Origin of the sequence: Microbacterium sp. MYb45 (genome assembly GCF_002979655.1) — a bacterium.
In the GTDB taxonomy this organism is placed as follows: domain Bacteria; phylum Actinomycetota; class Actinomycetes; order Actinomycetales; family Microbacteriaceae; genus Microbacterium.
Map to the genome: position 1 here is coordinate 1 of NZ_PCPG01000004.1, position 24480 is coordinate 24480.

General features: G+C 69.5%; 21 protein-coding genes and 1 riboswitch. Of the genes, 3 read left to right on the forward strand and 18 right to left on the reverse strand.

Annotation, left to right across the window (positions count from 1 at the left end; all coding sequences use genetic code 11):
- The first annotated feature begins 412 nt into the window (after positions 1-412).
- Entirely contained in the window at positions 413-1756 is a 1344-nt protein-coding gene (locus CQ034_RS09250; protein ID WP_105710828.1) for a CoA transferase, read from the forward strand.
- Here the strand turns inward: CQ034_RS09250 and CQ034_RS09255 are convergent.
- From CQ034_RS09255 to CQ034_RS09270, 4 genes are all read right to left on the reverse strand, one after another.
- Positions 1741-2535, reverse strand: a complete 795-nt coding sequence (locus tag CQ034_RS09255; protein WP_105710829.1) for a DUF4184 family protein — start codon at positions 2533-2535, stop codon at positions 1741-1743. The two genes, CQ034_RS09250 and CQ034_RS09255, sit on opposite strands and share 16 nt — an antisense overlap.
- A gap of 28 nt (positions 2536-2563) precedes the next feature.
- Positions 2564-3865 carry a tyrosine--tRNA ligase gene (tyrS, locus tag CQ034_RS09260; RefSeq protein WP_181156271.1) on the reverse strand — a complete coding sequence of 434 codons (1302 nt, stop codon included), beginning with the start codon at positions 3863-3865 and terminating at the stop codon, positions 2564-2566.
- A gap of 84 nt (positions 3866-3949) precedes the next feature.
- Positions 3950-4777 carry a hypothetical protein gene (locus CQ034_RS09265; RefSeq protein ID WP_105710830.1) on the reverse strand — a complete coding sequence of 276 codons (828 nt, stop codon included), beginning with the start codon at positions 4775-4777 and terminating at the stop codon, positions 3950-3952.
- On the reverse strand, positions 4774-5418 hold the full coding sequence (locus CQ034_RS09270) for a SatD family protein (RefSeq protein ID WP_105710831.1): 645 nt from the start codon (positions 5416-5418) through the stop codon (positions 4774-4776). Before CQ034_RS09270 ends, CQ034_RS09265 begins: the two co-directional genes overlap by 4 nt.
- Positions 5419-5478: 60 nt before the next feature.
- Here CQ034_RS09270 and CQ034_RS09275 point away from each other — a divergent pair, with 60 nt between their 5' ends.
- Both CQ034_RS09275 and CQ034_RS09280 read left to right on the forward strand, forming a co-directional pair.
- Entirely contained in the window at positions 5479-6063 is a 585-nt protein-coding gene (locus tag CQ034_RS09275; protein WP_105710832.1) for a DUF1349 domain-containing protein, read from the forward strand.
- Positions 6064-6288: 225 nt separating this feature from the next.
- A complete protein-coding gene (locus CQ034_RS09280; protein ID WP_105711004.1) occupies positions 6289-7125 on the forward strand; it encodes a type IV toxin-antitoxin system AbiEi family antitoxin domain-containing protein in 837 nt (278 codons plus the stop codon).
- Between the two features lie 134 nt (positions 7126-7259).
- Here CQ034_RS09280 and argH read toward each other — a convergent pair whose 3' ends face one another.
- The 14 genes from argH to CQ034_RS09350 form a co-directional block, all read right to left on the reverse strand.
- Complete coding sequence (gene argH / locus CQ034_RS09285) at positions 7260-8690, reverse strand: argininosuccinate lyase (protein WP_105710833.1); 1431 nt, start codon at positions 8688-8690, stop codon at positions 7260-7262.
- Positions 8690-9619, reverse strand: a complete 930-nt coding sequence (gene argF, locus CQ034_RS09290) for an ornithine carbamoyltransferase (RefSeq protein WP_105710834.1) — start codon at positions 9617-9619, stop codon at positions 8690-8692. Before argF ends, argH begins: the two co-directional genes overlap by 1 nt.
- Positions 9616-10821: an acetylornithine transaminase gene (locus tag CQ034_RS09295; RefSeq protein WP_105710835.1), complete on the reverse strand. Its 1206-nt coding sequence runs from the start codon at positions 10819-10821 to the stop codon at positions 9616-9618. The genes argF and CQ034_RS09295 overlap by 4 nt, the downstream gene beginning before the upstream one ends.
- Positions 10818-11735 carry an acetylglutamate kinase gene (gene argB / locus CQ034_RS09300; protein ID WP_105710836.1) on the reverse strand — a complete coding sequence of 306 codons (918 nt, stop codon included), beginning with the start codon at positions 11733-11735 and terminating at the stop codon, positions 10818-10820. Before argB ends, CQ034_RS09295 begins: the two co-directional genes overlap by 4 nt.
- Entirely contained in the window at positions 11732-12889 is a 1158-nt protein-coding gene (argJ, locus tag CQ034_RS09305; protein WP_105710837.1) for a bifunctional glutamate N-acetyltransferase/amino-acid acetyltransferase ArgJ, read from the reverse strand. Before argJ ends, argB begins: the two co-directional genes overlap by 4 nt.
- Positions 12886-13938, reverse strand: a complete 1053-nt coding sequence (gene argC / locus CQ034_RS09310; RefSeq protein ID WP_029262472.1) for an N-acetyl-gamma-glutamyl-phosphate reductase — start codon at positions 13936-13938, stop codon at positions 12886-12888. Before argC ends, argJ begins: the two co-directional genes overlap by 4 nt.
- 240 nt (positions 13939-14178) lie before the next feature.
- On the reverse strand, positions 14179-16329 hold the full coding sequence (locus CQ034_RS09315; RefSeq protein ID WP_105710838.1) for a bifunctional hydroxymethylpyrimidine kinase/phosphomethylpyrimidine kinase: 2151 nt from the start codon (positions 16327-16329) through the stop codon (positions 14179-14181).
- On the reverse strand, positions 16326-17174 hold the full coding sequence (gene thiM / locus CQ034_RS09320) for a hydroxyethylthiazole kinase (RefSeq protein WP_105711005.1): 849 nt from the start codon (positions 17172-17174) through the stop codon (positions 16326-16328). Before thiM ends, CQ034_RS09315 begins: the two co-directional genes overlap by 4 nt.
- A riboswitch (TPP riboswitch) is annotated at positions 17165-17258 on the reverse strand. It overlaps the preceding gene by 10 nt.
- A 27-nt stretch (positions 17259-17285) precedes the next feature.
- A complete protein-coding gene (locus CQ034_RS09325; protein ID WP_105710839.1) occupies positions 17286-18248 on the reverse strand; it encodes an NAD-dependent epimerase/dehydratase family protein in 963 nt (320 codons plus the stop codon).
- A 77-nt stretch (positions 18249-18325) separates the two neighbouring features.
- The gene (gene pheT, locus CQ034_RS09330) at positions 18326-20836 is read right to left on the reverse strand and encodes a phenylalanine--tRNA ligase subunit beta (protein ID WP_105710840.1); all 2511 of its coding nucleotides are present in this window, start codon (positions 20834-20836) and stop codon (positions 18326-18328) included.
- Positions 20836-21876, reverse strand: coding sequence for a phenylalanine--tRNA ligase subunit alpha (pheS, locus tag CQ034_RS09335; protein WP_105710841.1), 1041 nt, complete (start codon positions 21874-21876; stop codon positions 20836-20838). The genes pheT and pheS overlap by 1 nt, the downstream gene beginning before the upstream one ends.
- A 42-nt stretch (positions 21877-21918) precedes the next feature.
- Positions 21919-22821 carry an amino acid ABC transporter permease gene (locus tag CQ034_RS09340; RefSeq protein WP_029262478.1) on the reverse strand — a complete coding sequence of 301 codons (903 nt, stop codon included), beginning with the start codon at positions 22819-22821 and terminating at the stop codon, positions 21919-21921.
- Entirely contained in the window at positions 22818-23465 is a 648-nt protein-coding gene (locus CQ034_RS09345; RefSeq protein WP_029262479.1) for an amino acid ABC transporter permease, read from the reverse strand. Before CQ034_RS09345 ends, CQ034_RS09340 begins: the two co-directional genes overlap by 4 nt.
- An 82-nt stretch (positions 23466-23547) precedes the next feature.
- Positions 23548-24462 carry a glutamate ABC transporter substrate-binding protein gene (locus CQ034_RS09350; protein ID WP_029262480.1) on the reverse strand — a complete coding sequence of 305 codons (915 nt, stop codon included), beginning with the start codon at positions 24460-24462 and terminating at the stop codon, positions 23548-23550.
- Positions 24463-24480: the final 18 nt, after the last annotated feature.

A 24480-nucleotide genomic window follows, 5' to 3' on the forward strand; every position in this document is an offset into this window, starting at 1 on the left:
TTGAGTTCTCAAGGATCGGATGCTCCCACGACCCAGCCATCACAGCCAGGCCCGCAGGGCAACTTCTCTATCTTACCCACCCTGTCCCGCTTGTCAAATCGGCGCGCCGTGCAGATCAGAGATCCGCAGCGCAGCTGATGACAGCCGCAGAAGAGGTGGATTCCCTATCCTAGACGCAAGCGCCTGATCTCTCAAGTGAGAGTGGATCGGGAGTGGTTCTCCGCTTGAGGGGGGTGAAGCTCTTGGCTCCTCCGCTTCCCTGTGGGGCGAACAAGTAATAAGTTACGTGGGTTCCGGGGTTCTGGCAAATCGGGGCATACAGCCCGGGCGTGTCGTTCGAGCGTTCCGCGCGCTTTACGCCGGATCAGCCGCGGTTTCCGTTGCCGCGTGCCGCCGAGAGTACGATCTGGCCATGCTCCCACTCACCACTGACCCGGCTCCCAACCCGGGAGCTGCTCTGCTCGACCGTGTCAGGATTTTGCTCGATCTCCCCGCGGCAGAGGGAACGACGGAAGCTCACGCCGCCGTCGCCCTGCCCTCTCGGCTCGCCACCGCGGAACTCGCCTGGGCCAGCGTCGCCTCTGCCCTGCTCGCCGCCGGTCGCTCGCCCGCGCTCATCGACCCGCACCGTGTGGCCACCGCCTACCGGAGCGACCGCGTGCTCTCGATCGACGGCGTCGCTCCCTCGGTGTGGTCGCCCTATTCGGGTTTCTGGCGGACTGCGGACGGATGGGTCAGGACCCATGGGAACTATCCGCATCACTCCGCCGCTCTGCGCACCGCACTCGCACTGCAGGATGACGCCGACGCCGATGCGGTCCGCGCCGCACTCGAGGAACGGACGACGGCTGACGCCGTCGCGGCGATCACTCGGCTCGGTGGTCTCGCCGTCGCCGTGTCCGCCGAGGACCCCGCCGCTGATCGAGCCCTCCGTGCGGCTCCGCTTCTCGAGGTCCGACGCACCGCCGCCTCCGCACGTCGTCGCCCACGCGGCTCACGAGCGACGGCCGCGCAGGATGATCGCCACCCCCTCGCCGGTATGCGCGTGCTCGACCTCACCCGCGTTATCGCCGGTCCCGTCTGCACCCGCACGCTCGCTCTCCTCGGCGCCGACGTGCTGCGCATCGATCCGCCGCACCTGCCCGAACCCGAGTGGCAGCACCTCGACACCGGGCACGGCAAGCGCTCGGCACGGCTGGATGCGCGCACCGCGCAGATGCACGACCTGCTCTCAGACGCCGATGCCGTGGTGCTCGGCTACCGTCCCGCCGCGCTGGACCGACTGGGACTTCATCCGAGTGTGCTCGCCGAACGGTATCCGGACCTTGTCGTCGCGCAACTGAGTGCCTGGGGCACGGAGCATCCCGATCGCGCCGGCTTCGACAGCCTCGTCCAGGCGGCATCCGGAATCGCGCTCATCGAGTCGCCGGACGGGGACCGCCCGGGCACGCTTCCCGCCCAGGCGCTCGACCACAGTGCCGGATATCTGCTCGCCGCCGCGGTGACGGCGCTGCTGCAACGCCGCACCGGCGAAGGCGGGTCCTGGTACACCGGCACCTCGCTCCGCCGCATCGCCGCCGAACTTCTCGGGATGCCGCGCAGCCGGGAGCCGGAAGGGGAGGTCGGGTTCGACGTCGGCCCGCACCTCGCGCGCTTCGAGGTCGACGGCAGGTCCCTCGTCACCTCGCGACCGGCTATGACCGGTCTCGAGTTCGATGCCCCGCACCTCTGGGGGTCGGATCAGGCGATCTGGTGACGACGGCCGCGAACCGCCAGAACGACGCAGAGCACGAAGGTGATCGCACCCCAGAGCGCACATGCCGGAGGCAGCACGCGATAGGCCAGATGCTGCACGGTGAACTCCGTGTCGATGGGACCGAACGCGATGATCCCCCAGACGAGCGCAGCGACCAGGATCACCGGAAGCGAGACCCACCACGCGATGCGCACCCCCTGCGGCAGCGACTGCGCGAAATCCGCGCGCGCTTCCCGTCGACGCAGCCAGAGCAGTGCCCAGACACCGATGATGAGCAGGCCGATCACACTCGACCCGTGCTGAAGCCACTTGAATCCGGGCAGCGGACCCCACATCGCGTCGAGACCGGGGAGCAACTGCACGCCGGCACGACCTTCATGCGTGAAGAGATCCCAGAGGATGTGCGAGGCCACGCCGATCAGGAAAGACACCGCGAGGAGCACCGGATACCAGCGCTTCTCCCCCACGCCGACGGCTCGTCGTGCGGCTTCCGCACCGCCCTCGCGCCAGTCCTCCGGGAGCCGACGCGCCAGCCACAGCGGCGCGAGTTCCGGCACCGCGGGACGCAGGATCACGCGCCAGACGAGGAAGAGCACGAACGCGAGGAGTGCCGTCCACAGGATGTTGCCGAACGTGTGGGTGAACGAGTAGTTCAGCCCGACACCCCGCACGAACAGCGGCAGATCCGGCGTCATGGCGCCGATCGCGATCGCCGCGGGCACCAACGGCGTTCGGATGAACGGCAGCGCGACGAGCGCGTGACTGGGAGTGAAAGGCATCCGGCTCTGCTATCCGAAGCGCGAAGGCTCAGCCGAGGAAGACGCCGGCAAGGGTCTTCTTGCCGCGACGGAGTACGGACACTCCCCCGGGAAGGGTGCCCTGGACCGCGGCAGTCTCGTCTTCGACGCGGTTGCCGTCGAGCGTGACACCGCCCTGCGCGATCGCACGCCTCGCCTCGGAGAGGCTGGCGACCAGCCCGGTCGCGACCAGCACGTCCACCACCGGGGTGCCGGTGGCGACGGTCGCATTCGGGAGCTCTTCCAGCGCGGTGCGGAGTGTCTGCGCGTCGAGCGCGGTCAGATCGCCCTGTCCGAACAGGGCCTCGGATGCCGCGATCACCGCCGCCGCCGCGTCGATGCCGTGCACGGTCGCCACCACTTCGAGCGCGAGACGCTTCTGGGCGGCACGACGGAACGGCTCCGTCGTCACGAGTCCGGCGTACCCCTCGATCTCCGAGCGGCTCAGGAACGTGAAGACCTTCAGGCGGTCGACGACGTCGGAATCCGCGGTGCTCAGCCAGAACTGGTACATCCGGTACGGGCTGCACATCTCGGCGTCGAGCCAGATCGCATTGCCCTCGCTCTTGCCGAACTTCGTACCGTCACTGTTGGTGATCAGCGGAGTTCCGATCGCATGCACGGACGATCCCTCGGCGCGGCGGATCAGATCCGTCCCGCTGGTGAGGTTTCCCCACTGGTCGGACCCACCCGTCTGCAGCACGCAGTCGTACTGGCGGTACAGCTCGAGGAAGTCCATCCCCTGCAGGATCTGGTAGCTGAACTCGGTGTAGCTGATGCCCTCGTCGGAGTTCAGTCGCGCGGCAACCGCATCCTTCTTGAGCATCGTGCCGACGCGGTAGTACTTGCCGATCTCGCGGAGGAAGTCGATCGCGCTCAGCGGCGCGGTCCAGTCGAGGTTGTTCACGATGCGGGCGGCGTTTTCGCCCTCGAAACTGAGGTAGCGCTCGACCTGCGCACGCAGGCGTCCGACCCACTCCTCGACGGTCTCGCGGGTGTTCAGCGTTCGCTCGGCAGTCGGACGCGGATCGCCGATGAGTCCGGTGGACCCGCCGACCAGACCGAGAGGCTTGTGCCCGGCGAGCTGGATGCGGCGCAGCGTCAGCAACTGCACGAGATTGCCCAGGTGCAGGCTCGGCGCCGTCGGATCGAACCCGCAGTAATACGTGATGGGGTCTCCCGCGAGCAGGGCGCGCAGCGCCTCCTGGTCGGTGGACACCTGGACCAGGCCACGCCACACGAGTTCGTCCCACACGTTCTCGAACGCGGGGTCGATCGCCTGGGGTGCGGTCGTCAGATCGGGAGTTGACACGCGCTCCAGGCTATCAGCGCCGCGCACCGCCGAATCGCCTCACGCCGGCTCGTCGAGGAGAGTGATCTCCTCGACGGACAGGCGTCAGCTGTGTGCCGCCCACCAGACGAGGAAGGCGGCGCCGAGGGCGATGACCCAGCTGACTAGGCTGCCCACGAGGAAGTACTCGGCTCTGGCGCCGGTCTCGCCGTCGCGGGAGATCTCCGGGAAGCGCACGATCCCCTTCGCCGCCAGCATCGCCGCGAGGATCGGATATGCGGCGGCGAGCGTGAGGATCAAGACGAGGATGCGTTCGAGCGGACCGATCAGTCGCCCACCCTGGAAGCCGGCCCGCGGATCGGGGGCGGTCTCCCCCACAGGTATCGGGCCTGCTGTCGGTTCAGCGAGGGCCTGACGCGCCTCCTCGTCGTCTGGCGCGGCATCGGCGCCGGCGGCGGACTCGACGGCCCGTGCGGGCTCGGTGATCTGCTCCGCGGGGCGCCAGGTGTGCTCCCCATCGAGAGCGGCGCGCACCACGAGGTTCGCGGACTCGAGGAGGAACGCCGACACCCCGAGCACCAGGATCGCCAGGTCGAACGTGACCTCACCGAACGGCGAACGCAACTGCCACACCTCGCCGATGAGTCCGGCCTGGGCACGTGCTCCCATCGAGATCACGGCTCCGACGACGACGAGCGCGAGGACCACGGCGGGCCAGAACCCCGCGCGTGACGGTCGCCCGTCGGGCATGCACCAGACCCAGAGCGCGCCGGACACGAGCGCGGCGATCATGGGCAGGAGAGCATCGCTGACGCTGCCGAGCAGCAGCAGCACGATGGTCGCGGCCAGATATCCGATCCACCGCCGTGGGACGAACTGCCGCACGAGGTCTGCGGCCCCGATGGCGAGCAGGATGAATCCGGCGACGATCATGCCGACTCCCCTCTCAAAGCGTCGAGCCCCTCGATGAGCGCGGCGGATCCGGCGCGGCGCAGCGACTTCGAGACGCTCGGCTGGGAGATGCCCTCCTGGGCCGCGAGCTCCTGCTGTGAGCGGCCGACCAGGCGCCCGTATGTGAGTCGCCGCTCGCGCGCGCTCATCGCGCCCACGAGCTCGTCACGCGCGAGCAGGTAGGCATTGGAGACTGCGATCGTCGACGCCATGACCTCATCCTGGCCCGGGGCTCCGACAATCCAGGTGCGCGTGCGCGGCACCGCACGCTGCTCACGGGAGTGCACGGTCTCGATCGCGGCCCGCGCGGCGTACCAGCCCGGCCCGTCGGCGAGCTCGCCGTGCACGGAGGCGACGGCGCGCACCTCCCCCACGCCGATGCCGAATCGGAAGGCGATCCCATCGGGCAGTCGCAGCTGGATGAGGAAGAGCGAGCTGAGCGCATCGCCGAGCTCCCGATAGACGCCCTGCTGCTCGTCCCCTACGGTGGGCGTCAACGGCTGCGCCGCCAGCGGGAGGTCGCTCTCGGCCTGCGCGATGGTCTCGTCCAGCACGCGCTGCGCGGCGCCGCGGTCCCCGAGTTCACGGGAGCCCACGATGTCTGCGATCACAGCGATGACCATGCGATAACCTTATCAGGAATATTCCTAGATATATGCACTATGTGGTTATGGATTGGAAATATGCCTGATTCGAGCATTCTTGCCTGGTCTGAGGGGACCTGGACCCACACCCCCGCCGCCGTGACCGACGCCGAGCACTTCGACGTCACTGCCATCGAAGGCAGCGACGCCTGGCGGCACACCGCCTACGGGTTCGTGCACGACACCGAACACGCCCTGCTCGCACCGCTCGCCGTGGGCGAGGCGATGGAAGTGTCGTTCCGGGCGCCGTGGGACGGCCAGTTCGACCAGGCGGGCATCTTCGTGCGGATCGACGACGAGCACTGGGTGAAGACCGGCGTCGAGTACGCCGACGACCACCTCGGGCTCGGCGCCGTGGTCACCGCCGGTGCGTCCGACTGGTCGGTCGGCTTCGTCGACGAGTGGCTCGAGAGCGAGATCACAGTGCGCGTGAGCCGCTGGGCGGACTCCGTGATCGTGCGGGCGCGCACCGCCGAGGAGCCGTGGCGGCTCGTGCGGGTCGCTCCGTTCGACGGCCAGGCAGCGGCATCCGCCGGGCCCTTCCTCGCCGCTCCCACGCGTGCAGGTCTCACCGTACGGTTCACCCGGTGGGCGCGGTCCGCGGCCGACGCCGAACTGCACTGAGCTCGCCGCCGTCTGCTCACCGAGCGTGACGCCGACGATTAGCCGTGGTCCCGACGTTTGACGGGAGAATCCCCGTCGATGCCACGGCGAATCGTCTGCGCGTCCGCTGATTGTCGCCACCAGGTCGCGGCCACCGCCTCTGCACGCGCTGTGGGAGGGACGAGCCATCCACATTCCTCGGCCGTGTGGTCTGACGCCGAGCGTCCGCTCCGGCATCGTGGCGTGATGCTCTCCGCAACAGACACGATCAGAGACCTCGGCGGAATCGTACGGGGGAAGCGACTGCAAACTCTCGGCTTTTCCCGGCAGGCCCTCGCCGCGCTGGTCACGCGCGGAGAGATCGAGCGCCTGCGGGACGGCGTCTTCGCGATCGGTCCGATGAGTGAGCAGACGCGATCGGCCATCGCGCACGGCGGCGCGCTCACCTGCGTCAGTGTGCTCCGCATGAGGGGAATCTGGGTCCTTCCCACCGAAGACGGCCCTCACGTCTGGCTCGGTCCGGATCAACATGCGCTGCGGCATCCGCACTGCGTGTGCGTCGCGCACTACTACCGCGGAGCCCCACCCCTGGGGGCGGCACCCGTCGAGATTGCACTGCTGCACCTGCGACGTTGCAGCGGCGACGAGGCGTTCTTCGCCGCCTACGAGTCGGCCTGGAGACTGGGGATCCTCTCCTCCGCAGCTCGATCGCGGATCAGAGCAGCGTTACCCCGCACCGCACGGTGGTTGGTCGAGCTGGCGCGGCCCGATGCCGACAGTGGCCTGGAATCACTCCTCCGCCTGCGGCTCCATCTCCTCGGCCTTCGACTGGACTGCCAGGTGATGGTCGACGGCGTGGGAAGAGTCGACTTCGTCATCGCGGGCCGAGTCATCCTCGAGGCTGACGGCGACGAAAATCACGCTTCGTCGACGCAACGCCATCGCGATCGCGTGCGAGACGCCACGGCATCACGACTCGGATATGAGACACTCCGATTCGACTATGCCCAGATCATCCATGACTGGCCAGCGGTGCGCGCGTCTGTACTCGGCGCGCTCAGCCGGATGCCGGCGTCTCGGTGAGGTCATCGACAGGATGTGCGGCGCGAGGACGACGATTCGCCGAGGGGATGACGATACACGGAGGGGTCCAAAGGAAACTTCCGTCGAATCGTCACACCGTCGGCGAATCGTAAGTCGTTCGGCGTGTGCGCCGGCTACAGGCCGAGCGCGTGGGCGGCGGCCTGGGCGCGGGCGACGAGCTCGGCGCGCTGCTCCGCGACGCGGACCGGTGCGGTGCCGCCGACACCGGTCCGAGACGCGACCGAACCCTCGATCGTGAGGACCTCGCGGACCTCGGGGACGAGATGCGGGGACACCGACGACAGCAGTTCATCGGAAGCGTCTTCCAGCCCGATCCCCTGTTCTTCACACGCACGCACGAGCGCGCCGGAGATCTCGTGGGCGTCGCGGAACGGCACCCGCCGCTTCACGAGCCACTCCGCGACATCCGTCGCGAGCGAGAAGCCCTGGGGCGCCAGCGCCGCCATCCGCTCGGTGTCGAAACGCAGCGTCGCGATCATGCCGGCGAACGCGGGGAGCACCACCTCGAGGGTCTGCACCGAGTCGAAGACCGGCTCCTTGTCCTCCTGCAGATCCCGGTTGTACGCCAGCGGGAGCCCCTTGAGCGTGGCCATCAGCCCGGAGAGGTTGCCGATGAGACGGCCCGACTTGCCTCGCGCGAGCTCGGCGATGTCGGGGTTCTTCTTCTGCGGCATGATGCTCGACCCCGTCGAGTACCCGTCGTCGAGCGTGACGAAACCGAACTCGCGGGTGTTCCAGAGGATGATCTCCTCGGACAGGCGCGAGATGTCGACACCCGTCATGGCCGTGATGAAGGCGAACTCCGCCACCACATCGCGGGCGGCGGTGCCGTCGAGGGAATTCTCGGCCGGGCGGTCGAGTCCGAGCTCGGTCGCCACGAGCGCGGGGTCGAGACCGAGCGTGGAACCGGCCAGCGCTCCCCCGCCGTAGGGCGAGACACCGGCACGACGACGCCAGTCCACCAGGCGTTCGAGTTCGCGCACGAGCGGCCAGCCGTGGGCCTGCAGGTGGTGGGCGAGGAGCACGGGCTGCGCATGCTGCAGGTGCGTGCGCCCGGGGAGGATGGCATCGGGGTGGGCCTCGGCCTGGGCGACCAGCGCGTCGATGACCCGCAGGATGTCACGGGCGATCACCCGCGCATGGTCGATCAGATACATGCGCACCAGCGTCGCGATCTGGTCGTTGCGGCTGCGACCGGCGCGGAGGCGCCCGCCCAGTTCCGGCCCGAGCTCGGCGATCAGCGCCTGCTCGAGCGCGCCGTGCACGTCCTCGTCGGTCGGCACCGGGCGCAGGACGCCGTCGGCGACCTTGCGGGCTACGGCATCCAGCCCCTCGTGCATCCGCCGCGCCTCATCGGGCTCGAGATATCCGGCCGCCTCGAGCGCCGTGGCATGCGCGTGGGAGCCGGCGATGTCGTACGGCGCGAGGATCCAGTCGAAGTGCGTGGAGCGGCTGAGCTCCACCAGCTCCGGCGACGGCCCGGTGGCGAAGCGGGCACCCCAGAGCGCGCCCTCGTTGGTGCCTTCGTGCGAGGAGTCGGCCATCACGCGTCCTTCTTGCCGAGCAGCCAGACCAGGAGGGCCTTCTGCGCATGCAGCCGGTTCTCGGCCTCGTCCCAGACCACACTCTGCGGCCCGTCGATCACGCTGGAGTCGACCTCGTAGCCGCGATCGGCGGGGAGGCAGTGGATGAAGATCGCCTCGGGGTCGGCGAGCGTCATCGTCTCGGGGGTGACCTTGTAGCCGCCGAGATCGCGGATGCGCGCGAGCTTCTCCTCCTCCTTGCCCATCGAGACCCAGGTGTCGGTGACGACGACGTCGGCACCGGCTGCGGCCTCGACCGGATCGGTGTAGAGCGTGATCGAACCGCCGGTCTCGGCGGCACGGCGATCGGCGTCCTCGATGACGTCGGCACGAGGGGCGTAGTCCTCGGGCGAGGCGATGCGCACGTGCATGCCGGCCGTGACACCCGCGAGCGCGTAGGAGTGCGCCATGTTGCTCTGGCCATCACCGAGGAAGGTGAGCGTGAGCCCCTTCAGCTCGCCCTTGTGCTCACGGATCGTCAGCAGGTCGGCGAGCAGCTGGCACGGGTGGAAGTCGTCCGACAGCGCGTTGATCACGGGGACGCGCGTTCCCGCCGCCATCTCCTCGAGTCCGGACTGCGCGTAGGTGCGCCACACGATGGCCGCGACCTGGCGCTCGAGCACCCGCGCGGTGTCGGACGGGGTCTCCTTGCCGCCGAGCTGGCTGCTCGCGGTCGAGATGATGAGGGGGGAGCCGCCGAGGTCGGCGATGCCCACCGCGAACGAGACGCGGGTGCGCGTGGAGGACTTGTCGAAGATCACCGCGACGGTCTGCGGGCCCGCGAGACTCTTGTCGGCCCAGCGGTCCTTCTTCAGCTCGATGGCGAGATCGAGGATCTCGGCCTGCTCGGCGGGGGTCAGATCGTCGTCGCGCAGCAGGTGGCGGGTCATGCGGATACCTTTCCGGCAACAGAGGCCTGGACGTCGGCGAGGGAAGCCGTGAACAGCTCGCGGAACTCCGCGAGTTCGGCGTCGCCGATGGTGAGGGCGGGCGCGATGCGCACGGTCTCGGGGTTGGCGGCGTTGACGATGAGGCCGCGCTCCTGCGCAGCCGCGACCACCGCGCCGGCGACCGGAGCGGTGAGCGCGACACCGACGAGCAGACCACGTCCGCGCACGCCCTCGATCAGCGGAGAGTCGATGCCGAGGAGGATCTCCCGCAGCTCCGCCCCACGACGGGCCGCGTTCTCCACCAGGCCGGCGCTCTCGATCTCGGCGAGCACGGCGTCGGCGACAGCGGTCGCGAGCGGGTTTCCGCCGAAGGTCGAGCCGTGCGAGCCCGGGGTGAAGAGGGCGCTCGCGGCACCGTAGGTGACCAGAGCGCCGATCGGGAAGCCGCCGCCGATGCCCTTGGCGAGCGTGATCGCGTCGGGCGTGATGCCCTCGTGACTGAACCCGAACCACTCTCCCGTGCGGCCCGCACCCGTCTGGATCTCATCCACGATCAGCAGCGCGCCGTGAGCGAGGGTCAACGAGCGCGCGGCGGAGAGGTAGCCCTCCGGCAGCTCGACGACGCCGGCCTCACCCTGGATGGGCTCGACGATGATGGCGGCGACGCGGTCGTCCATCGCCGCCTCGAGGGCCTCGATCGTGGCGGGGATGTGCTCCACACCGGCGGGCATCGGCTCGAACGGCGCGCGCATTGACGCCTTCGCGGTGAGCGCGAGGGACCCCATCGTGCGTCCGTGGAAGCCGTTCTCGAGCGCGAGGATGCGCGGCCGCTCGGCGCCACCGTGCAGGCGGGCGAGCTTGAAGGCGGCCTCGTTGGCCTCGGCGCCCGAGTTCGAGAAGAACACCCGCCCGTCGATACCGGCACCCGCGAGACGCTTGAGCCGTGCGGCGAGTGCGAGCTGGGGCGGAGTGGCGAAGTAGTTCGACACATGGGCGAGCGTGGCTGCCTGCGTCGAGACCGCCTCCACGAAGGCCGGGTGCGCATGCCCGAGAGAGGTCACCGCGATACCGGCGAGGAAGTCGAGGTGGCGTCGGCCGTCGGCATCCCACAGGTACGAGCCCTCGCCGCGGACCAGCATCGCGAGCCGGTCCCCTGCGTTGAGCACGAGATCGCGTGCCGCGTCGTCCTGCCAGACGGTCATGCCGTCACCTCATTCTTTCCCCGGACCACTTCGGTCCCGATTCCTTTGCTGGTGAAAAGTTCGACGAGCACCGAATGCGGCACGCGGCCGTCGATGATCGCTGCCGCGTCCACGCCGCCCTCGACCGCATCGAGGCACGCCCGCATCTTCGGGATCATCCCCGATTCGAGCTTCGGCAGCATCTCGATGAGGGCTTCCGAGGTCAGGTGCGAAACGAGCGAGTCGCGGTTCGGCCAATCCGCGTAGAGCCCAGGCACATCCGTGAGGATCACGAGCTTGCGCGCGTGCAACGACACCGCGAGAGCGGCGGCCGCGGCATCGGCGTTGACGTTGAGCGACTGACCGGGGTGGTCGAGGTCGGGCGCGATGCTCGACACGACCGGGATGCGTCCGGCGGCGAGGTGATCGAGCACGGGGGTCGGATCGACCTCCACGACGTCGCCGACGCGGCCGAGGTCGACCTCTTCCCCGTCGATCACGACGCCGCGACGGCGTCCGCCGAAGAGTCCCGCATCCTCACCACTGAGACCCGTTGCGATCGGACCGTGCGAGTTGATCTTCGACACGAGCTGCGGGTTGACCTGCCCCGTGAGCACCATACGCACGACGCTGATCGCCTCGGTGTTGGTGACGCGATAACCGCCCTTGAACTCGCTGGGGATCTCGAGTCGCTGCAGCATGTTCGAGATCTGCGGACCACCGCCGTGCACGACGACCGGCAGCACGCCGACGTAACGGAGGTAGGCGATGTCCTGGGCGAAGGCATCCTGCAGCTCCTCCGACACCATCGCGTTCCCGCCGTACTTGATGACGACGATCTGGTCGCGGAACTTCTTCAGCCACGGCAGCGACTCGATGAGAGTGGTGGCCTTCTGCGCGGCGACCTCGGCGGGAGTGTCCTGGATGTCGGTCATGAGGCGTATGCGCTGTTCTCGTGCACGTAATCGTGGGTGAGGTCGTTCGTGAGCACGGTGGCCGTCGACTCCCCCACCTTGAGATCGATCACGAGGTGCGTGGCGCGCGGCGTCAGATCGACCTCTTCCCGGGGGCGATCCGGGCCGCCCTCGGTGCAGACGCGGACGCCGTTCATCCAGACGTCCACGTCGTAGGGGTCGAACTGCGCGTTCGTGGTGCCGATCGCGGCGAGCACGCGGCCCCAGTTCGGGTCGTTCCCGAAGATCGCGGCCTTGAAGAGGTTGTTGCGCGCGACGGATCGGCCGACCTCGACCGCATCCTGCTCGGACGCCGCGTGCTGCACCTCGATGGTGATGTCGTGGCTGGCGCCTTCGGCATCGCCCTGCAGCTTCACCGCAAGCTCCTGCGACAGCTCGGTCAGTGCGGCGGCGAAGTCGTCGAGGTCGGGGACGACTCCGGATGCGCCGTTGGCGAGCAGCGTGACCTGGTCGTTCGTCGACATGCACCCGTCGGAGTCGAGCCGGTCGAACGTCTGCCCCGTCGCGCGGCGCAGCACGTCGTCGGCCTGCAGCGGCTCGAGGACCGCGTCGGTCGTGATCACCACGAGCATCGTGGCGAGACCCGGTGCGAGCATGCCCGCGCCCTTCGCCATGCCGCCGATCGTCCATCCGTCACGGCTGATCACGGCGGTCTTCGCCACGGTGTCGGTGGTCATGATCGCCTGCGCGGCGGCGTCGCCCCCGTCGGCACTGAGCGCGGCGATCGCCTGCTCCGTGCCGGAGAGCACCCGCTGCCGGAAGGTCTCGTCGCCGGTGCCGATGAGTCCGGTGGAGCAGATCAGCACGTCACCGGCGCTCACTCCGAGGAGCTCGGCGGCTTTCTCGGCGGTCTGGTGCGTGGTCTGGAACCCGAAGGCCCCGGTGAAGCAGTTCGCCCCGCCGGAGTTGAGCACCACGGCCTCGACGATGCGGTCGGCGACCGCCTGCTGCGACCAGATGATCGGGTTCGCCTTGGCGCGGTTGCTCGTGAAGACGGCGGCACCGACCTTGCGCGGCCCCCGGTTGACGACGACGGCGACATCGGGCTTGCCGGTGGACTTCAGTCCTGCGGCGACACCGGCCGCCTCGAATCCTGCGGGGGCGGTGACGCTCACGGCGCGACTCCGTTCACTGAGAGGGCGCGGTTCTCGGGAAGACCCAGCGCGATGTTCATGGACTGGATGGCAGCGCCGGCGGTGCCCTTGACGAGGTTGTCGACGGCGGTGACCACCGTGACCCGGTTGGCGGCGCGATCGATCGCGAGACCGATGAGCGCGGTGTTGGCTCCGAGCACGTCGGCCGTTCGGGGGAAGCGCCCCTCCGGCAGCAACTGCACGAACGTCTCGTCGCCGTAGGCGCTCTGCCAGGCATCGCGGATCTGCGCATCGGTCGCGCCGTCGACGATCGGCGCCGTCGAGGTGGCGAGGATGCCCCGCGACATGGGGACGAGCACCGGGGTGAACGAGATGCGGATGCCCGCGGCATCCGCCCCGGACGCCGCGGCGAGCGCCTGACGGATCTCGGGGATGTGCCGGTGGGTTCCGCCGACCGCATAGGGATTCGCGGTGCCGAGGATCTCGCTGCCCAGCAGGTTCGGCTTGAGGCTCTTTCCCGCTCCCGACGGGCCGACGGCCAGCACCGAGACGATGTCGGAGGGGTCGATCACTCCGGCCGCGACGCCCGGGGCGAGGCTGAGACTCACCGTGGAGGCGTTGCAGCCCGGGGCAGCGATGCGCGTCGCCCCGCGGAGGTGCTCGCGTTGCTTCACTCCATCGACGAGGAGCTCGGGGACACCGTATGTCCACGGTTCGTGGAAGGTGCCGCCGTAGAACGCATCCCAGGCCGACGCCGACGTGAGTCGGTGATCGGCACCCGCGTCGATCACGAGCGGCGCGTCGCCCAGGGCGTCGGTGTATTGCCCCGACTGCCCGTGCGGAAGCGCGAGGAACACGATGTCGTGACCTGCGAGGATCTCCGGCGTCGTGTCCTGCAGGGTGAGGTGCGCGAGTGAACGCAGATGCGGCTGGTGGTCGACGAGAGGCTGTCCGGCGTTCGAATGCGCCGTGACGGTGCGGATCTCCATGTCGGGATGGTCGGCCAGGAGGCGTAGGATCTCGCCGCCTGCGTAGCCGGATGCGCCAGAGACGGCGACGGAATACGTCATGCTTCTACCTTAACGGTCGGGTCCTTCCTCGAAAGGAGGACCGGGGGCGGGGCCGGAGGCGGCGACACCGGCTCTCGACCGCCGCGCGGGCGCAGGCAGGAGGGCGGGGTCGCCTACAGTCGGCGGCCGCGGCGTCGGCGCACAGCGATGACGCTCGGAGCGAGCGTCGAAGAAGCGGTGGCGGCCGAAGGCATGTCGCGACAGTAGCGCGGCCCCGGCAGCCACCGCAAATCCGGACCATCATGTGGCCGGCGGCGACTCCAGCGGAGCGGCGAAGAAGGCGAGCTCGTGCTCACTCGATGACACGAATGCCCGCCGCATCCGCGCCCTGGTATCGGCGTCCGCCGCCGCAGCGGCGGCGGTCGCGTGCTCGATCGCCGTCCGGGTCGCCTCCTCGAACGCGGGGTCGGCATATGTCGCGAGCCAGGACGCGTAGGGATGTTGCGGATCGGTCGCGTATTCACCGAACTCTCCCGCGTGCAGACGCCGACCGAGATCCGTGTAGAGCCAGAAGCACGGGAGTACCGCGGCGACGATCTCGGCGTAGTCACCGGCGAAGGCGACGGACCGCAGGTGGTCGAGGTATGCCGTCGTCACCGCGGAGGGCTCCGCCGCGAACGTCGCCGCGCTCACCCCCTGCGACGGGGTCAGCCAGGACGCGTGCAGTTCGAGCTCGCCGACGATCGAACCGTGGGCGGAGTCCGCCCAGAACGCCTGCTCGGCCGAGGTCGGCGCGAGGCGGGCGGCTTCGGCCAGCACGCGGGCATAGTCGCGCAGATACAGCGCGTCCTGGGCGAGGTACGACAGGAACGGCGCGCGCTCGAGAGAGCCGTCGGCGAGCGCGCGGATGAACGGCAGCTCGTCGATCCCCGCGCGGATACCGGCGATCTCCTGCCACCAGTCCGCGGCGATGTCGGTCGACCCCGGTCGCGTCGCCGTGCCACCACGCTCCCAGAGCCCGGCGAAGTGGCTGATCGGGCCGTGTCCGCGCCCCACGCGCAGCCCGTCCCCCGCGCGGAGGGACTCGCGGAGCCAGGCGCGTGCCGCGCGTACCGCCTCCTCGGGATCACTCCCCTGTGCCAGCAGCGTGGCCAGGGCCGAAGAGAGCGAGCAGCCCGTGCCGTGCGTGCTCGACGTCACGATGCGCGGGCCGGTGAACTCCTGGCGAAGGCCGCGACGCGTGTCGACCAGCGCATCCGGAGCTTCGTCGCCGGTGAGATGACCGCCCTTGACGAGCACGGCGGCACCGATCTCGGCCGACAGCTCCTCGGCGGCGGTGATACCGTCGGCCCAATCGACGATGTCACGACCGGTCAGCACCGCTAGCTCGGCGAGATTCGGGGTGACCAGCGTCGCGCGACCGAGCAGACTCCGCAGCTCCGCCTCGGCATCCGGAGAGAGGAGCCTGTCCCCCGACGTCGCGACCATGACCGGGTCGAGCACGACGACGGGCGGACGCACCCGATCGAGCCACTCGCCCACCGCACGGATCACCTCCGTCTCGGCCAGCATCCCGATCTTCACCGCATCGATCACGACGTCGTCCGACACCGCGTCGAGCTGCGCACGGAGGAAGTCCACCGGCGGCACATGCACCGCCCGGACACCCTGCGTGTTCTGCGCGGTCAGCGCGGTGAGGACGGCCATGCCGTACCCGCCGTTCGCGGCGATGGACTTGAGGTCGGCCTGGATACCCGCCCCTCCCGAAGGATCACTCCCCGCGATGCTGAGCACCCGTGGCACGGACCCCGCGAGCCAGCGTCGCCGGAACTCCCGGGCGGTCGCGGCGGGATCATCGGCCGCACACAGCGCCGAGACCACGGCGAGCCCGGCGGAACCGGCATCGCGAAGCGCCTCGGTGTCGTCGATGCCGACGCCGCCGATCGCCACGCACGGAAGCGGGCTGCGGGTCACGAAGTCGCGGAACCCTTCCACGCCGAGGGGCTCAGGATGATCCGGCTTGGTCGAGGTCGGGCGGATCACCCCGACGCCGAGGTAGTCGACCGTTCCGTCGGGCAATGCGAGAACCGCGTCGAGGTGCGCTGCACTGTTCGCGGTGAGACCGATCAGCGCATCCGGCCCGAGAACCTCGCGGGCCCGCAGCACCGACGCGTCCCCCTGCCCCAGGTGCACGCCGTCGACGCGTGCACCGCGGGCGCGGGCGGCGATTGCGGCATCCAGCCGATCGTTCACGACGAGCAGCGCACGACCGTCGATCGCCTGCGACAGCGCGAGCAGCTGCTCGACCGTCTCGGCATCGGACGCGGTCTTGTCGCGAAGCTGCACGATGCGCACGCCCCCGTCGACGGCACGGCGCACGGTCTCGACGACACCGCGGTCGCCGCACAGCGTGGGATCGGTGACGAGGTAGAGGGAGAGGTCGGCGTTCACCGCGCACCCGCCTGCACACGGGCGTCCGCGATCACGTCGGCGGGGTCCACGGAGGCGAGGGCGTCCAACAGCGCCACGGCGAAGCTGCCGGGGCCGGTCGAGATCGTGGCGGCGCGCTCGGCCGCGATCGTGTACACGAGGCTCGCGGCGGCGACGGCCGTGAGGGCATCGTGTCCGGTATTGCGCGCGGTACCGAGGAATGCGGCCATCACGGCCCCGAGAGCGCAGCCCCCGCCGGTGACCCTGGTCAGCAGCTCGTGCCCGTTCGCGAGGCGCAGCACCCGCTCCCCGTCGGTGACGAGGTCGATCGGACCGGACACCGCGATCACGGCACCGGTCCGTCGCGCGAGGGCAGCGGCCGCGTCGGCTGCGGCATCCGTGCTGTCGGTCGCATCCACTCCCCGACCGCCGGCGCTGAGCCCGGCGAGCGCGAGGATCTCCGAGGCGTTACCGCGGATCGCCGTCGGACGCTGCTCCGCCAGCCGGTGCGCGAGCGCGGTGCGGATCGGCAGGGCCCCGATCGCGACCGGATCGAGCACCCACGGTGTTCCGGCGGTCGCAGCCCCGGCGACGGCCTCGAGACTCGCCGCGCGCTGCTCGGGAGTGGGCGTTCCCAGGTTGATCAGCACACCGGACGCGACACCGGCGAACATCTCGGCCTCTCCGACGATGTCGACCATGGCCGGGGCAGCCCCCAGGGCGAGCAGCACGTTGGCGGTGAACCCGGCGACGACCGTGTTGGTGATGCAGTGCGTCAGTGGGGGCGTCTCGCGCAGCACCCCCCACAGGGCGGCGGCGGCGCCGGGCAGATCGGTGATGGAATCAGGACGCAGAAGATCGCTCATCGCGACATCCCTTCGCTAGTACGAACTAGATCAGGTTCGACGGGTCTGTTCTCAGCCGCGGATGCGGCACCCCGTGTCACTGCTCAGAGTCTAGCGATCGGCCAGGAACGTCTAGCGATCGGCCAGGAGCGTCAACTCCTCCGCGCGGGTGAGTCCGGCACGACGGTCGCGGTCGACCCCGCGCGCCCGCTCATCGGCGACGACGGTACGGACGGTGTCGGTCAGCGGCCGCAGCCGACCACCTCCATCGCGGTACGCGCTGTTAGACCGGGTCATGAAGCCCGTCATCCCCGGGGGCAGCCACAGCGGCAGGGATCTGGGCCCCGCCCAGTGCTGGACCCCGTGTGCGACGAGCCAGTCCTCCTCGGCGACCACGATCTCGCCGGTATGACCCGCGGCGGTCCGGATCTCGCGCAATACCTCGTCGAAGGGCTGCGCGTCGCCGATGGCGTTGACCGGCCCGCTCACGGTCGCCGCGACGATGAATTCGGCGAGATCGTCCACGTCGATCACCTGGGCGCTCTTCCCCTCGAGCGGCGGCGACAGGACCGGTTCCCCACCCGCCCGCGCGAACGCCGCTGCCCAGTAACCGAATCGATCGCTGGGGTCGCCTTCGCCGACGATGAGTCCCGGTCGCACGATGAGCGCACGATCGCCCAGGGTGCCCACGGCGTCCTCGGCCGCAGCCTTCTGCGCCCCGTACTCGTACTCGTCACCGGGGCGGGCGGACGGATGCCGCGGTGCCGACTCGTCCGCACCGACCGTCTCGTCGTCGGAGTAGACCGACAGGGAAGACACGTAGGTCCACCGCGCGACACGCTCGCCGAGGGCAGCGACGGCCGCCTCGACCTGCGACGCCTGCGACGAGATATCCACCACGTGATCCCAGTCCCGCCGGGTGAGCGCGGTGTACGCCGCGGGATCGTCGCGGTCTCCACGTACGAGCTCGGCACCGTCGGACGCAGGCCTCGCCCCGCGAGCGAGACATGTCACCGTGGCCCCCGCATCCAGCCATCGGCGGGCGATGCGCCCGGAGAGCCAGCCCGTTCCACCGAGGATCAACACGTCCGTCATGGACCCATGTCACCAGGAACGCGGCACCCGCGGAAGCCCTTCCGCTCAGAGCAGATCAGGGCTTCCGCGGAGACGACTCAGTCGCGCAGTGCGGCTCCGAAGCGCTGGGCCGCGACCTCCACACCGGCGAGCTTGGCCTCGGTGGCCTCGGCTGCCGTGAGCGTGCGGTCGTCGGCGCGGAAGCGCAATGCGAAGGTCAAGCTCTTCGAGCCTTCCGGCACACCTTCGCCGCGGTAGTCGTCCACCAGTCGCACCGATTCGAGCAGCGCCCCCGCGCCCTCGGCGAGTGCGGCCTGCACGTCGGCGGCCGGTACGTCCGCGGGGAGCGTGAGCGAGACGTCCTGCGTCGCCGCGGGGAACGTCGACAGCGATGCCGCGACGACCCGACCGCCCGCGAGCGTCAGGATGCGGTCGAGGTCGATTTCGAACACGGTCGCGCGCCCGGGCAGATCCGCCCCCTCAGCCACCGTGGGGTGCAGCTCGCCGACATAGCCGACCTCTTCGCCGGCGACGCGCAGCGACCCGGTGCGTCCCGGGTGGAGAGCTGCACGCTCAGCCTGGACCACGTCGATCTCGACTCCGGCTGCTGCCGCGATCACACGGACCGCGTCCAGCGCCTCGGTCAGGCCAGCGGCCTCGGCGGGGCGTCCGGGCTGACGCGGCGCAACGTGGCCCGTCAGCAGCGCCGAGACGAACCGGTGCTGCGGCGGGATCGAGGCGTTCAGTGCCGCGAGCGTCGCATCGGACGGGCGCTCACCCAGCGGCGGCACCTCGTCGGTGCCGTACTCGACACCCGGCTCCGGGAGGAACACGGCACCCGTCTCGAAGATCGCCAGGTCGGTGAGTCCGCGCGAGATGTTGCGGTGCGCGGTCTGCAGCAGGCCAGGGATGAGCGAGCGGCGCAGGAACGGCGCCTGCCCGTCGAGCGGGTTCGCCAGGCGGATGCTCGGCAGGTGCTCTCCCGAGGCGGAGCCGTGGAGGTCGTTCTGCACCTCGGTCGTGAACGGGAACGACGGTGTCTCGACCAGGCCGGCGGCGGCCAGCGCGTCGGCCACGCGGCGGCGTCCCTGCTGGTGCGCTGTGAGCCCGCGGCCGGACGGCGGCGTCGGCAGCACCGAGGGGATGCGGTCGAGTCCGTGGATGCGGGCGACCTCCTCGGCGAGCGTCCACTTGTCGGTGAGGTCGGGGCGCCAGGTCGGCGGGATCACGGTCCAGCCGGATCCGCCTTCGGAAGCGGTGACGTCGGCACCGATGGTGGTCAGCGCGCCGGTGATCTCGTCGTCGGTGTAGTCGACGCCGATGAGCCCCTGCACGAAGCCGGCCGGCAGCTCGATCGCTTCGACGAAGACCTCGGCGAACAGTGCACCGCCCTCTTCGGTCAGCGTGCCCCCGGCGAGCTCGACCATCAGGTCGGCTGCACGGCGCGCGGCGACGAACGGGATGAGCGGGTCCACACCGCGCTCGAAGCGCTTGGAGGCCTCACTCGGCAGCTTGTGTCGACGCGCGGTGCGGGCGATCGTGATCGGGTCGAAGTTCGCCGCCTCGATGAGCACGTTGCGCGTGGTTTCGCTCATCTCGGTCGTTCCGCCGCCCATGACGCCGGCGAGGCCGATCGGGCCGGACCCGTCGGTGATGAGCAGGTCTTCGACGTGCAGCGCGCGCTCGACGCCGTCGAGGGTGGTCATCTTCTCGCCGGGGGTGGCGCGGCGGACCGTGATGCCGCCCGCGAGCTTGTCGAGGTCGTAGCCGTGCAGCGGCTGCCCCAGTTCGAGCATCACGTAGTTGGTGATGTCGATCAGGATGCCCAGCGAGCGCATGCCCGCGAGGCTGAGCCGCGCGATCATCCACGGCGGAGTCGGACGTGAGGGGTCGACGCCGCGCACGACGCGGGTCACGAACTCGCTCGCGCCGACGCGGCCACGCACGGGGGCGACGTCATCGACCACGGTCGTGTGTCCGGTGCCGGGCTGAAGCTCGGCGAAGTCGCGCTCCGCCGGGTCGCGGAAGGCCGCCCCTGTGGCGTGCGCGTACTCGCGGGCGACGCCGCGCAGGGAGAACGCGTAGCCGCGGTCGGGGGTGACGTTGATCTCGACCGCGACGTCGTCGAGGCCCAGCAGCGCGATCGCGTCGGCGCCGACGGGCGCGTCGATGCCGAGGTCGGAGAGCACGACGATGCCGTTGTGCTCGTCGCCCAGGCCCAGTTCGCGCGCCGAGGCGATCATGCCGTCGGAGACGTGACCGTAGGTCTTGCGGGCGGCGATCGGGAACGGCCCCGGCAGCACGGCGCCGGGGAGGGTGACTACGACCTTGTCGCCGGCGACGAAGTTGTGCGCACCGCAGACGATCCCGCGGATGCCGCCGTTCGCCTCGCCCACGTCGACCTGGCACCAGTTGATGGTCTTGCCGTTGGACTGCGGCTCGGCCTCGATCGAGACGACCTGCCCGACGACGACGGGACCGGAGATCTCGAACCGATGCACGTCCTCCTCTTCGAAGCCGACGGTCACCAGTGCCGCGAGGACATCCTCGGGCGTGGCATCCGCTGCCAGATCGACGTACTCACGCAACCACGAAAGCGGGACGCGCATCACACCACCATCCCGAACTGCTCGCTGAAACGGACATCACCCTCGGCCATGTCGCGCATGTCCTGCACATCGCTGCGGAACATCAGTCCCCGCTCGATGCCCATGCCGAACGCGAAGCCGCTGTACACCTCGGGGTCGATCCCGGCCGCGCGCAGCACGTTCGGGTTGACCATGCCACAACCGCCCCACTCGATCCAGCGCGCGCCGCCCTTGAAGGTCGGGTGCCACAGGTCGAGCTCGGCGGAGGGCTCGGTGAAGGGGAAGTAGTTGGTGCGGAAGCGCGTCTCGGCCTCGGGGCCGAACAGCTGCTTCGCGAAGTGGTCGAGCGTGCCCTTGAGGTGCGCCATCGTGATGCCCTTGTCGATCACGAGGCCCTCGAACTGGGTGAACACCGGCAGGTGCGTGGCGTCGAACTCGTCGGTGCGGTACACGCGCCCCGGGCACAGCACGTAGATCGGCACGTCGCGGTCGAGCATCGAGCGCACCTGCACCGGGCTCGTGTGCGTTCGCATGACGAGGTGGCGCGAGGTCGGGTCGACGTAGAACGTGTCCTGCTCCTGGCGGGCGGGGTGGTCGACGTCGAAGTTCAGGGCGTCGAAGTTGAACCACTCGTGCTCGAGCTCCGGTCCCTCCGCGATCTCCCAGCCCATGCCGACGAAGATGTCGCAGACCTGGTCCTGGAGCAGCGTGAGCGGGTGCCGGGCGCCGACCCGCGTGCGCGAGGGCACCGCCGTGATGTCGACGCGCTCGGACTCGAGACGCGCAGCGACCTCGGCTGCGGCCAGCTCGGCCTCCTTGGCGGCGAGCGCCTGCGTCACCTGCCCGCGCCCCTGCCCCACGAGCTTGCCGAACGCGGCCTTGTTCTCGGGGGCGACCTGGCGCATCGAGGCGTTCAAGACCGCGAGCGGCGAACCCTCCGCGACGTGTGCGGCGCGAGCCGCCTTCAGCTCGGCGGTGTCGGCGGCTGCGGCGATCGCCGAGAGGGCGTCGGCGACAGCGGCTTCGACCGCTTCCGGGGTGATTTCAGGAGACTCTGACACGAGAATCGAGTCTACCGGGGGCGCGTGGGTCCCTTTCGCTGATCAGCGCGTCGGCTCGGCCCCGTCCCCCTGCAGCACGATGAGCGAGGTGTTCGTCTCGCCGCCGTGCTGACGGGGATCGGGCACTGCGGGTCCGGCCTTCGGCGAGCGCTTGGCGCGACGCTGCAGGCGGTAGGCGACGTAGGAGAGCAGGAGACACACGGCGACGTACATCGATCCGCCGATGATCGCGGCGGGGATCAACGGGGAGCCGTAGGGCGCCTGGTTGCCGATCTGGTTGATCACGTAGAGGAGTTCCTGGTACGTGATGATGAACCCGAGCGCCGTGTCCTTCAGCGCGACGACGAGCTGCGCGATGATCACGGGCATCATGGCCCGCACGGCCTGCGGGATCAGGATGAAGTACATCACCCCGGTCTTGCGCAGTCCGATCGCGTATCCCGCCTCGGACTGTCCGCGGGGCAGCGACTCGATGCCGGCCCGCAGCACCTCGGCGAGCACCGACCCGTTGTAGACGATGAGCGCGATCACGACCGCCCAGTAGGGCGGCATCTTCACGCCGAGCACGGGCAGGCCGTAGTACAGCAGCATCATCAGCACGAGGACGGGCACGGCCCGCAGCACCTCGATGATCCAGCGGACCGGCTCACGCACCCAGGCATGCTCCGAGAGGCGACCGATGCCGAGGACGAAGCCGAGGATGATCGAGCCGACTCCGGCGGCACCGAAGGCCGCCAGCGTGGCCAGCAGTCCTTCACCGAAACGGACCCAGACGGCGGAGAACGTGAAGATGTTCCACTTCTCGGCGGTGAACTGCCCGGTGGCGAACAGCCGCCACACGACCCAGCCGAGCACGGCGAGGACGACGAGCACCGTCGCGACTCCGATGAGGCGGTTGCGGGCGATGGCACGGGGGCCGGGGACGTCGAACAGGACGGAACTCATCGCGCGATCCTCCACTTGTTCTCTAGCGTTCGCTGCACCCAGGCGAGCAGCAGCACCAGGACCACGAAGATGACCATGACCCACAGCAGGACGACGAGCGCGTTCTCGCCGCGCTCGCTGAGTGCCGCGCGGATGGTGCCGAGGTTGACGACCGAGAAGCCGGCCGCCACCGTGGTGTTCTTCATGAGGGCGATGAGGACGCTCATCATCGGCGGGACCACCGAGCGCGTGGCCTGCGGCAGGACGACGTAGCGCATGACCTGACCGAAGTTGAGACCGATCGCTCGCGCTGCCTCGGCCTGCCCGACCGGCACCGTGTTGATGCCGGCGCGCAGAGCCTCGGCGACGTAGGTCGCGGTGTAGAGCCCGAGTGCGATGACTGCGAGCAGCAGGGAGTTGACCCGCTCGCCGAGAAGGATCGGCAGGCAGAACGCGAAGAAGAACATCACGAGGGTGAGCGGGGTGTTACGGATCCAGTTGACGTAGATGCCCCCGACTGCGCGGGCGATCGGCACCGGGGACACCCGTGCCGCTCCCACGATCAGTCCCAGCACCAGGGCGATGAGGCCGCCGCCCAGGAACAGCACGATCGTTCCCCACAGTGCTTCACCCCAGAGATCGAGGTGGTCGCTGATGACTCCCACGGCTGCTCCTGTCGATTCGTGTTCTCGCGATGGCCCTGCTGACGGATGGGAGCGGCCGATGGTGTCAGCCGCCCCCATGCGATCAACCGATCGGGTCGACCTCAGGCTGCGTCGCCTTGACGCCGGAGGCACCGAGGTTGTTGTCGAAGATCTGCTGCCAGATGTCGCCACCGTCGGTCAGCTGGGTGTTGAAGTACTCGGCCAGCGCGTCATCGCCCTTGGCGAGTCCGATGCCGTAGCGCTCCTCGCTGAACGGCTCGCCGACGACCTTCAGCTTCTCCGGGTCCTGCGCCGCGTAACCGATGAGGATCGCCTCGTCGGTGGTGACGGCGTCGACCTGCCCGTTCTTGAGGTCCTCGACGCACTTCGAGTACGTGTCGTACTCCTTGGTCGGGACGTCGGGGTAGTTCTCCTTGATGTTCTGGATCGGCGTCGAGCCGGTCGCCGAGCACACCGTGGTCGAGTCGCTCAGGTCGTCGACGCTCGCGATGTCGCTGTCGGCTCCGACGAGGAGGCCCTGTCCGGTCAGGAAGTACGGACCGGCGAAGGAGATCTGCTCCTTGCGCTTGTCGGTGATCGAGTAGGTGCCGACGTAGTAGTCGATGTCGCCGTTCACGATCGCCTGCTCGCGGTTCGCCGAGGCGATCGCCGTGAACTCGATCGTCTCCGGGTCGACGCCGAGCGATGCCGCCATCCAGCGGGCGATGTCGACGTCGAAACCGGTGCGGTCTCCGGTCACCGGGTCGAGGTAGCCGAGGCCCGGCTGGTCTTCCTTCACGCCGACCTTGATCGTGCCGGAGGACGAGATCCGATCGAACGTCGGGCTCCCGTCGATGCTGACATCCTCGAGGACCGTCCACGGCGTGCCGGAGGTCTCCTCCTCGCCGCCGTCTTCCGGGGCCCCCGAGCTCGACGGCGTGCCGCTGTTGCAGGCCGTGAGCGCGAGCAGTGCCACCGCTGCGATTCCGATGCCTGCCAGTGTCCGTGTGCGTCGCATGTGCGTCTCCTTCGTGTG

What these genes read in the sequence shown, in the direction of transcription:
- CQ034_RS09250 (WP_105710828.1), top strand. Translation starts at nt 413, where the DNA reads ATGCTCCCACTCACCACTGACCCGGCTCCCAACCCGGGAGCTGCTCTG.
- CQ034_RS09255 (WP_105710829.1), bottom strand. Translation starts at nt 2,535, where the DNA reads ATGCCTTTCACTCCCAGTCACGCGCTCGTCGCGCTGCCGTTCATCCGA.
- CQ034_RS09265 (WP_105710830.1), bottom strand. Translation starts at nt 4,777, where the DNA reads ATGATCGTCGCCGGATTCATCCTGCTCGCCATCGGGGCCGCAGACCTC.
- CQ034_RS09270 (WP_105710831.1), bottom strand. Translation starts at nt 5,418, where the DNA reads ATGGTCATCGCTGTGATCGCAGACATCGTGGGCTCCCGTGAACTCGGG.
- CQ034_RS09275 (WP_105710832.1), top strand. Translation starts at nt 5,479, where the DNA reads ATGCCTGATTCGAGCATTCTTGCCTGGTCTGAGGGGACCTGGACCCAC.
- CQ034_RS09280 (WP_105711004.1), top strand. Translation starts at nt 6,289, where the DNA reads ATGCTCTCCGCAACAGACACGATCAGAGACCTCGGCGGAATCGTACGG.
- argH (WP_105710833.1), bottom strand. Translation starts at nt 8,690, where the DNA reads ATGGCCGACTCCTCGCACGAAGGCACCAACGAGGGCGCGCTCTGGGGT.
- argF (WP_105710834.1), bottom strand. Translation starts at nt 9,619, where the DNA reads ATGACCCGCCACCTGCTGCGCGACGACGATCTGACCCCCGCCGAGCAG.
- CQ034_RS09295 (WP_105710835.1), bottom strand. Translation starts at nt 10,821, where the DNA reads ATGACCGTCTGGCAGGACGACGCGGCACGCGATCTCGTGCTCAACGCA.
- argB (WP_105710836.1), bottom strand. Translation starts at nt 11,735, where the DNA reads ATGACCGACATCCAGGACACTCCCGCCGAGGTCGCCGCGCAGAAGGCC.
- argC (WP_029262472.1), bottom strand. Translation starts at nt 13,938, where the DNA reads ATGACGTATTCCGTCGCCGTCTCTGGCGCATCCGGCTACGCAGGCGGC.
- thiM (WP_105711005.1), bottom strand. Translation starts at nt 17,174, where the DNA reads ATGAGCGATCTTCTGCGTCCTGATTCCATCACCGATCTGCCCGGCGCC.
- CQ034_RS09325 (WP_105710839.1), bottom strand. Translation starts at nt 18,248, where the DNA reads ATGACGGACGTGTTGATCCTCGGTGGAACGGGCTGGCTCTCCGGGCGC.
- pheT (WP_105710840.1), bottom strand. Translation starts at nt 20,836, where the DNA reads ATGCGCGTCCCGCTTTCGTGGTTGCGTGAGTACGTCGATCTGGCAGCG.
- CQ034_RS09340 (WP_029262478.1), bottom strand. Translation starts at nt 22,821, where the DNA reads ATGAGTTCCGTCCTGTTCGACGTCCCCGGCCCCCGTGCCATCGCCCGC.
- CQ034_RS09350 (WP_029262480.1), bottom strand. Translation starts at nt 24,462, where the DNA reads ATGCGACGCACACGGACACTGGCAGGCATCGGAATCGCAGCGGTGGCA.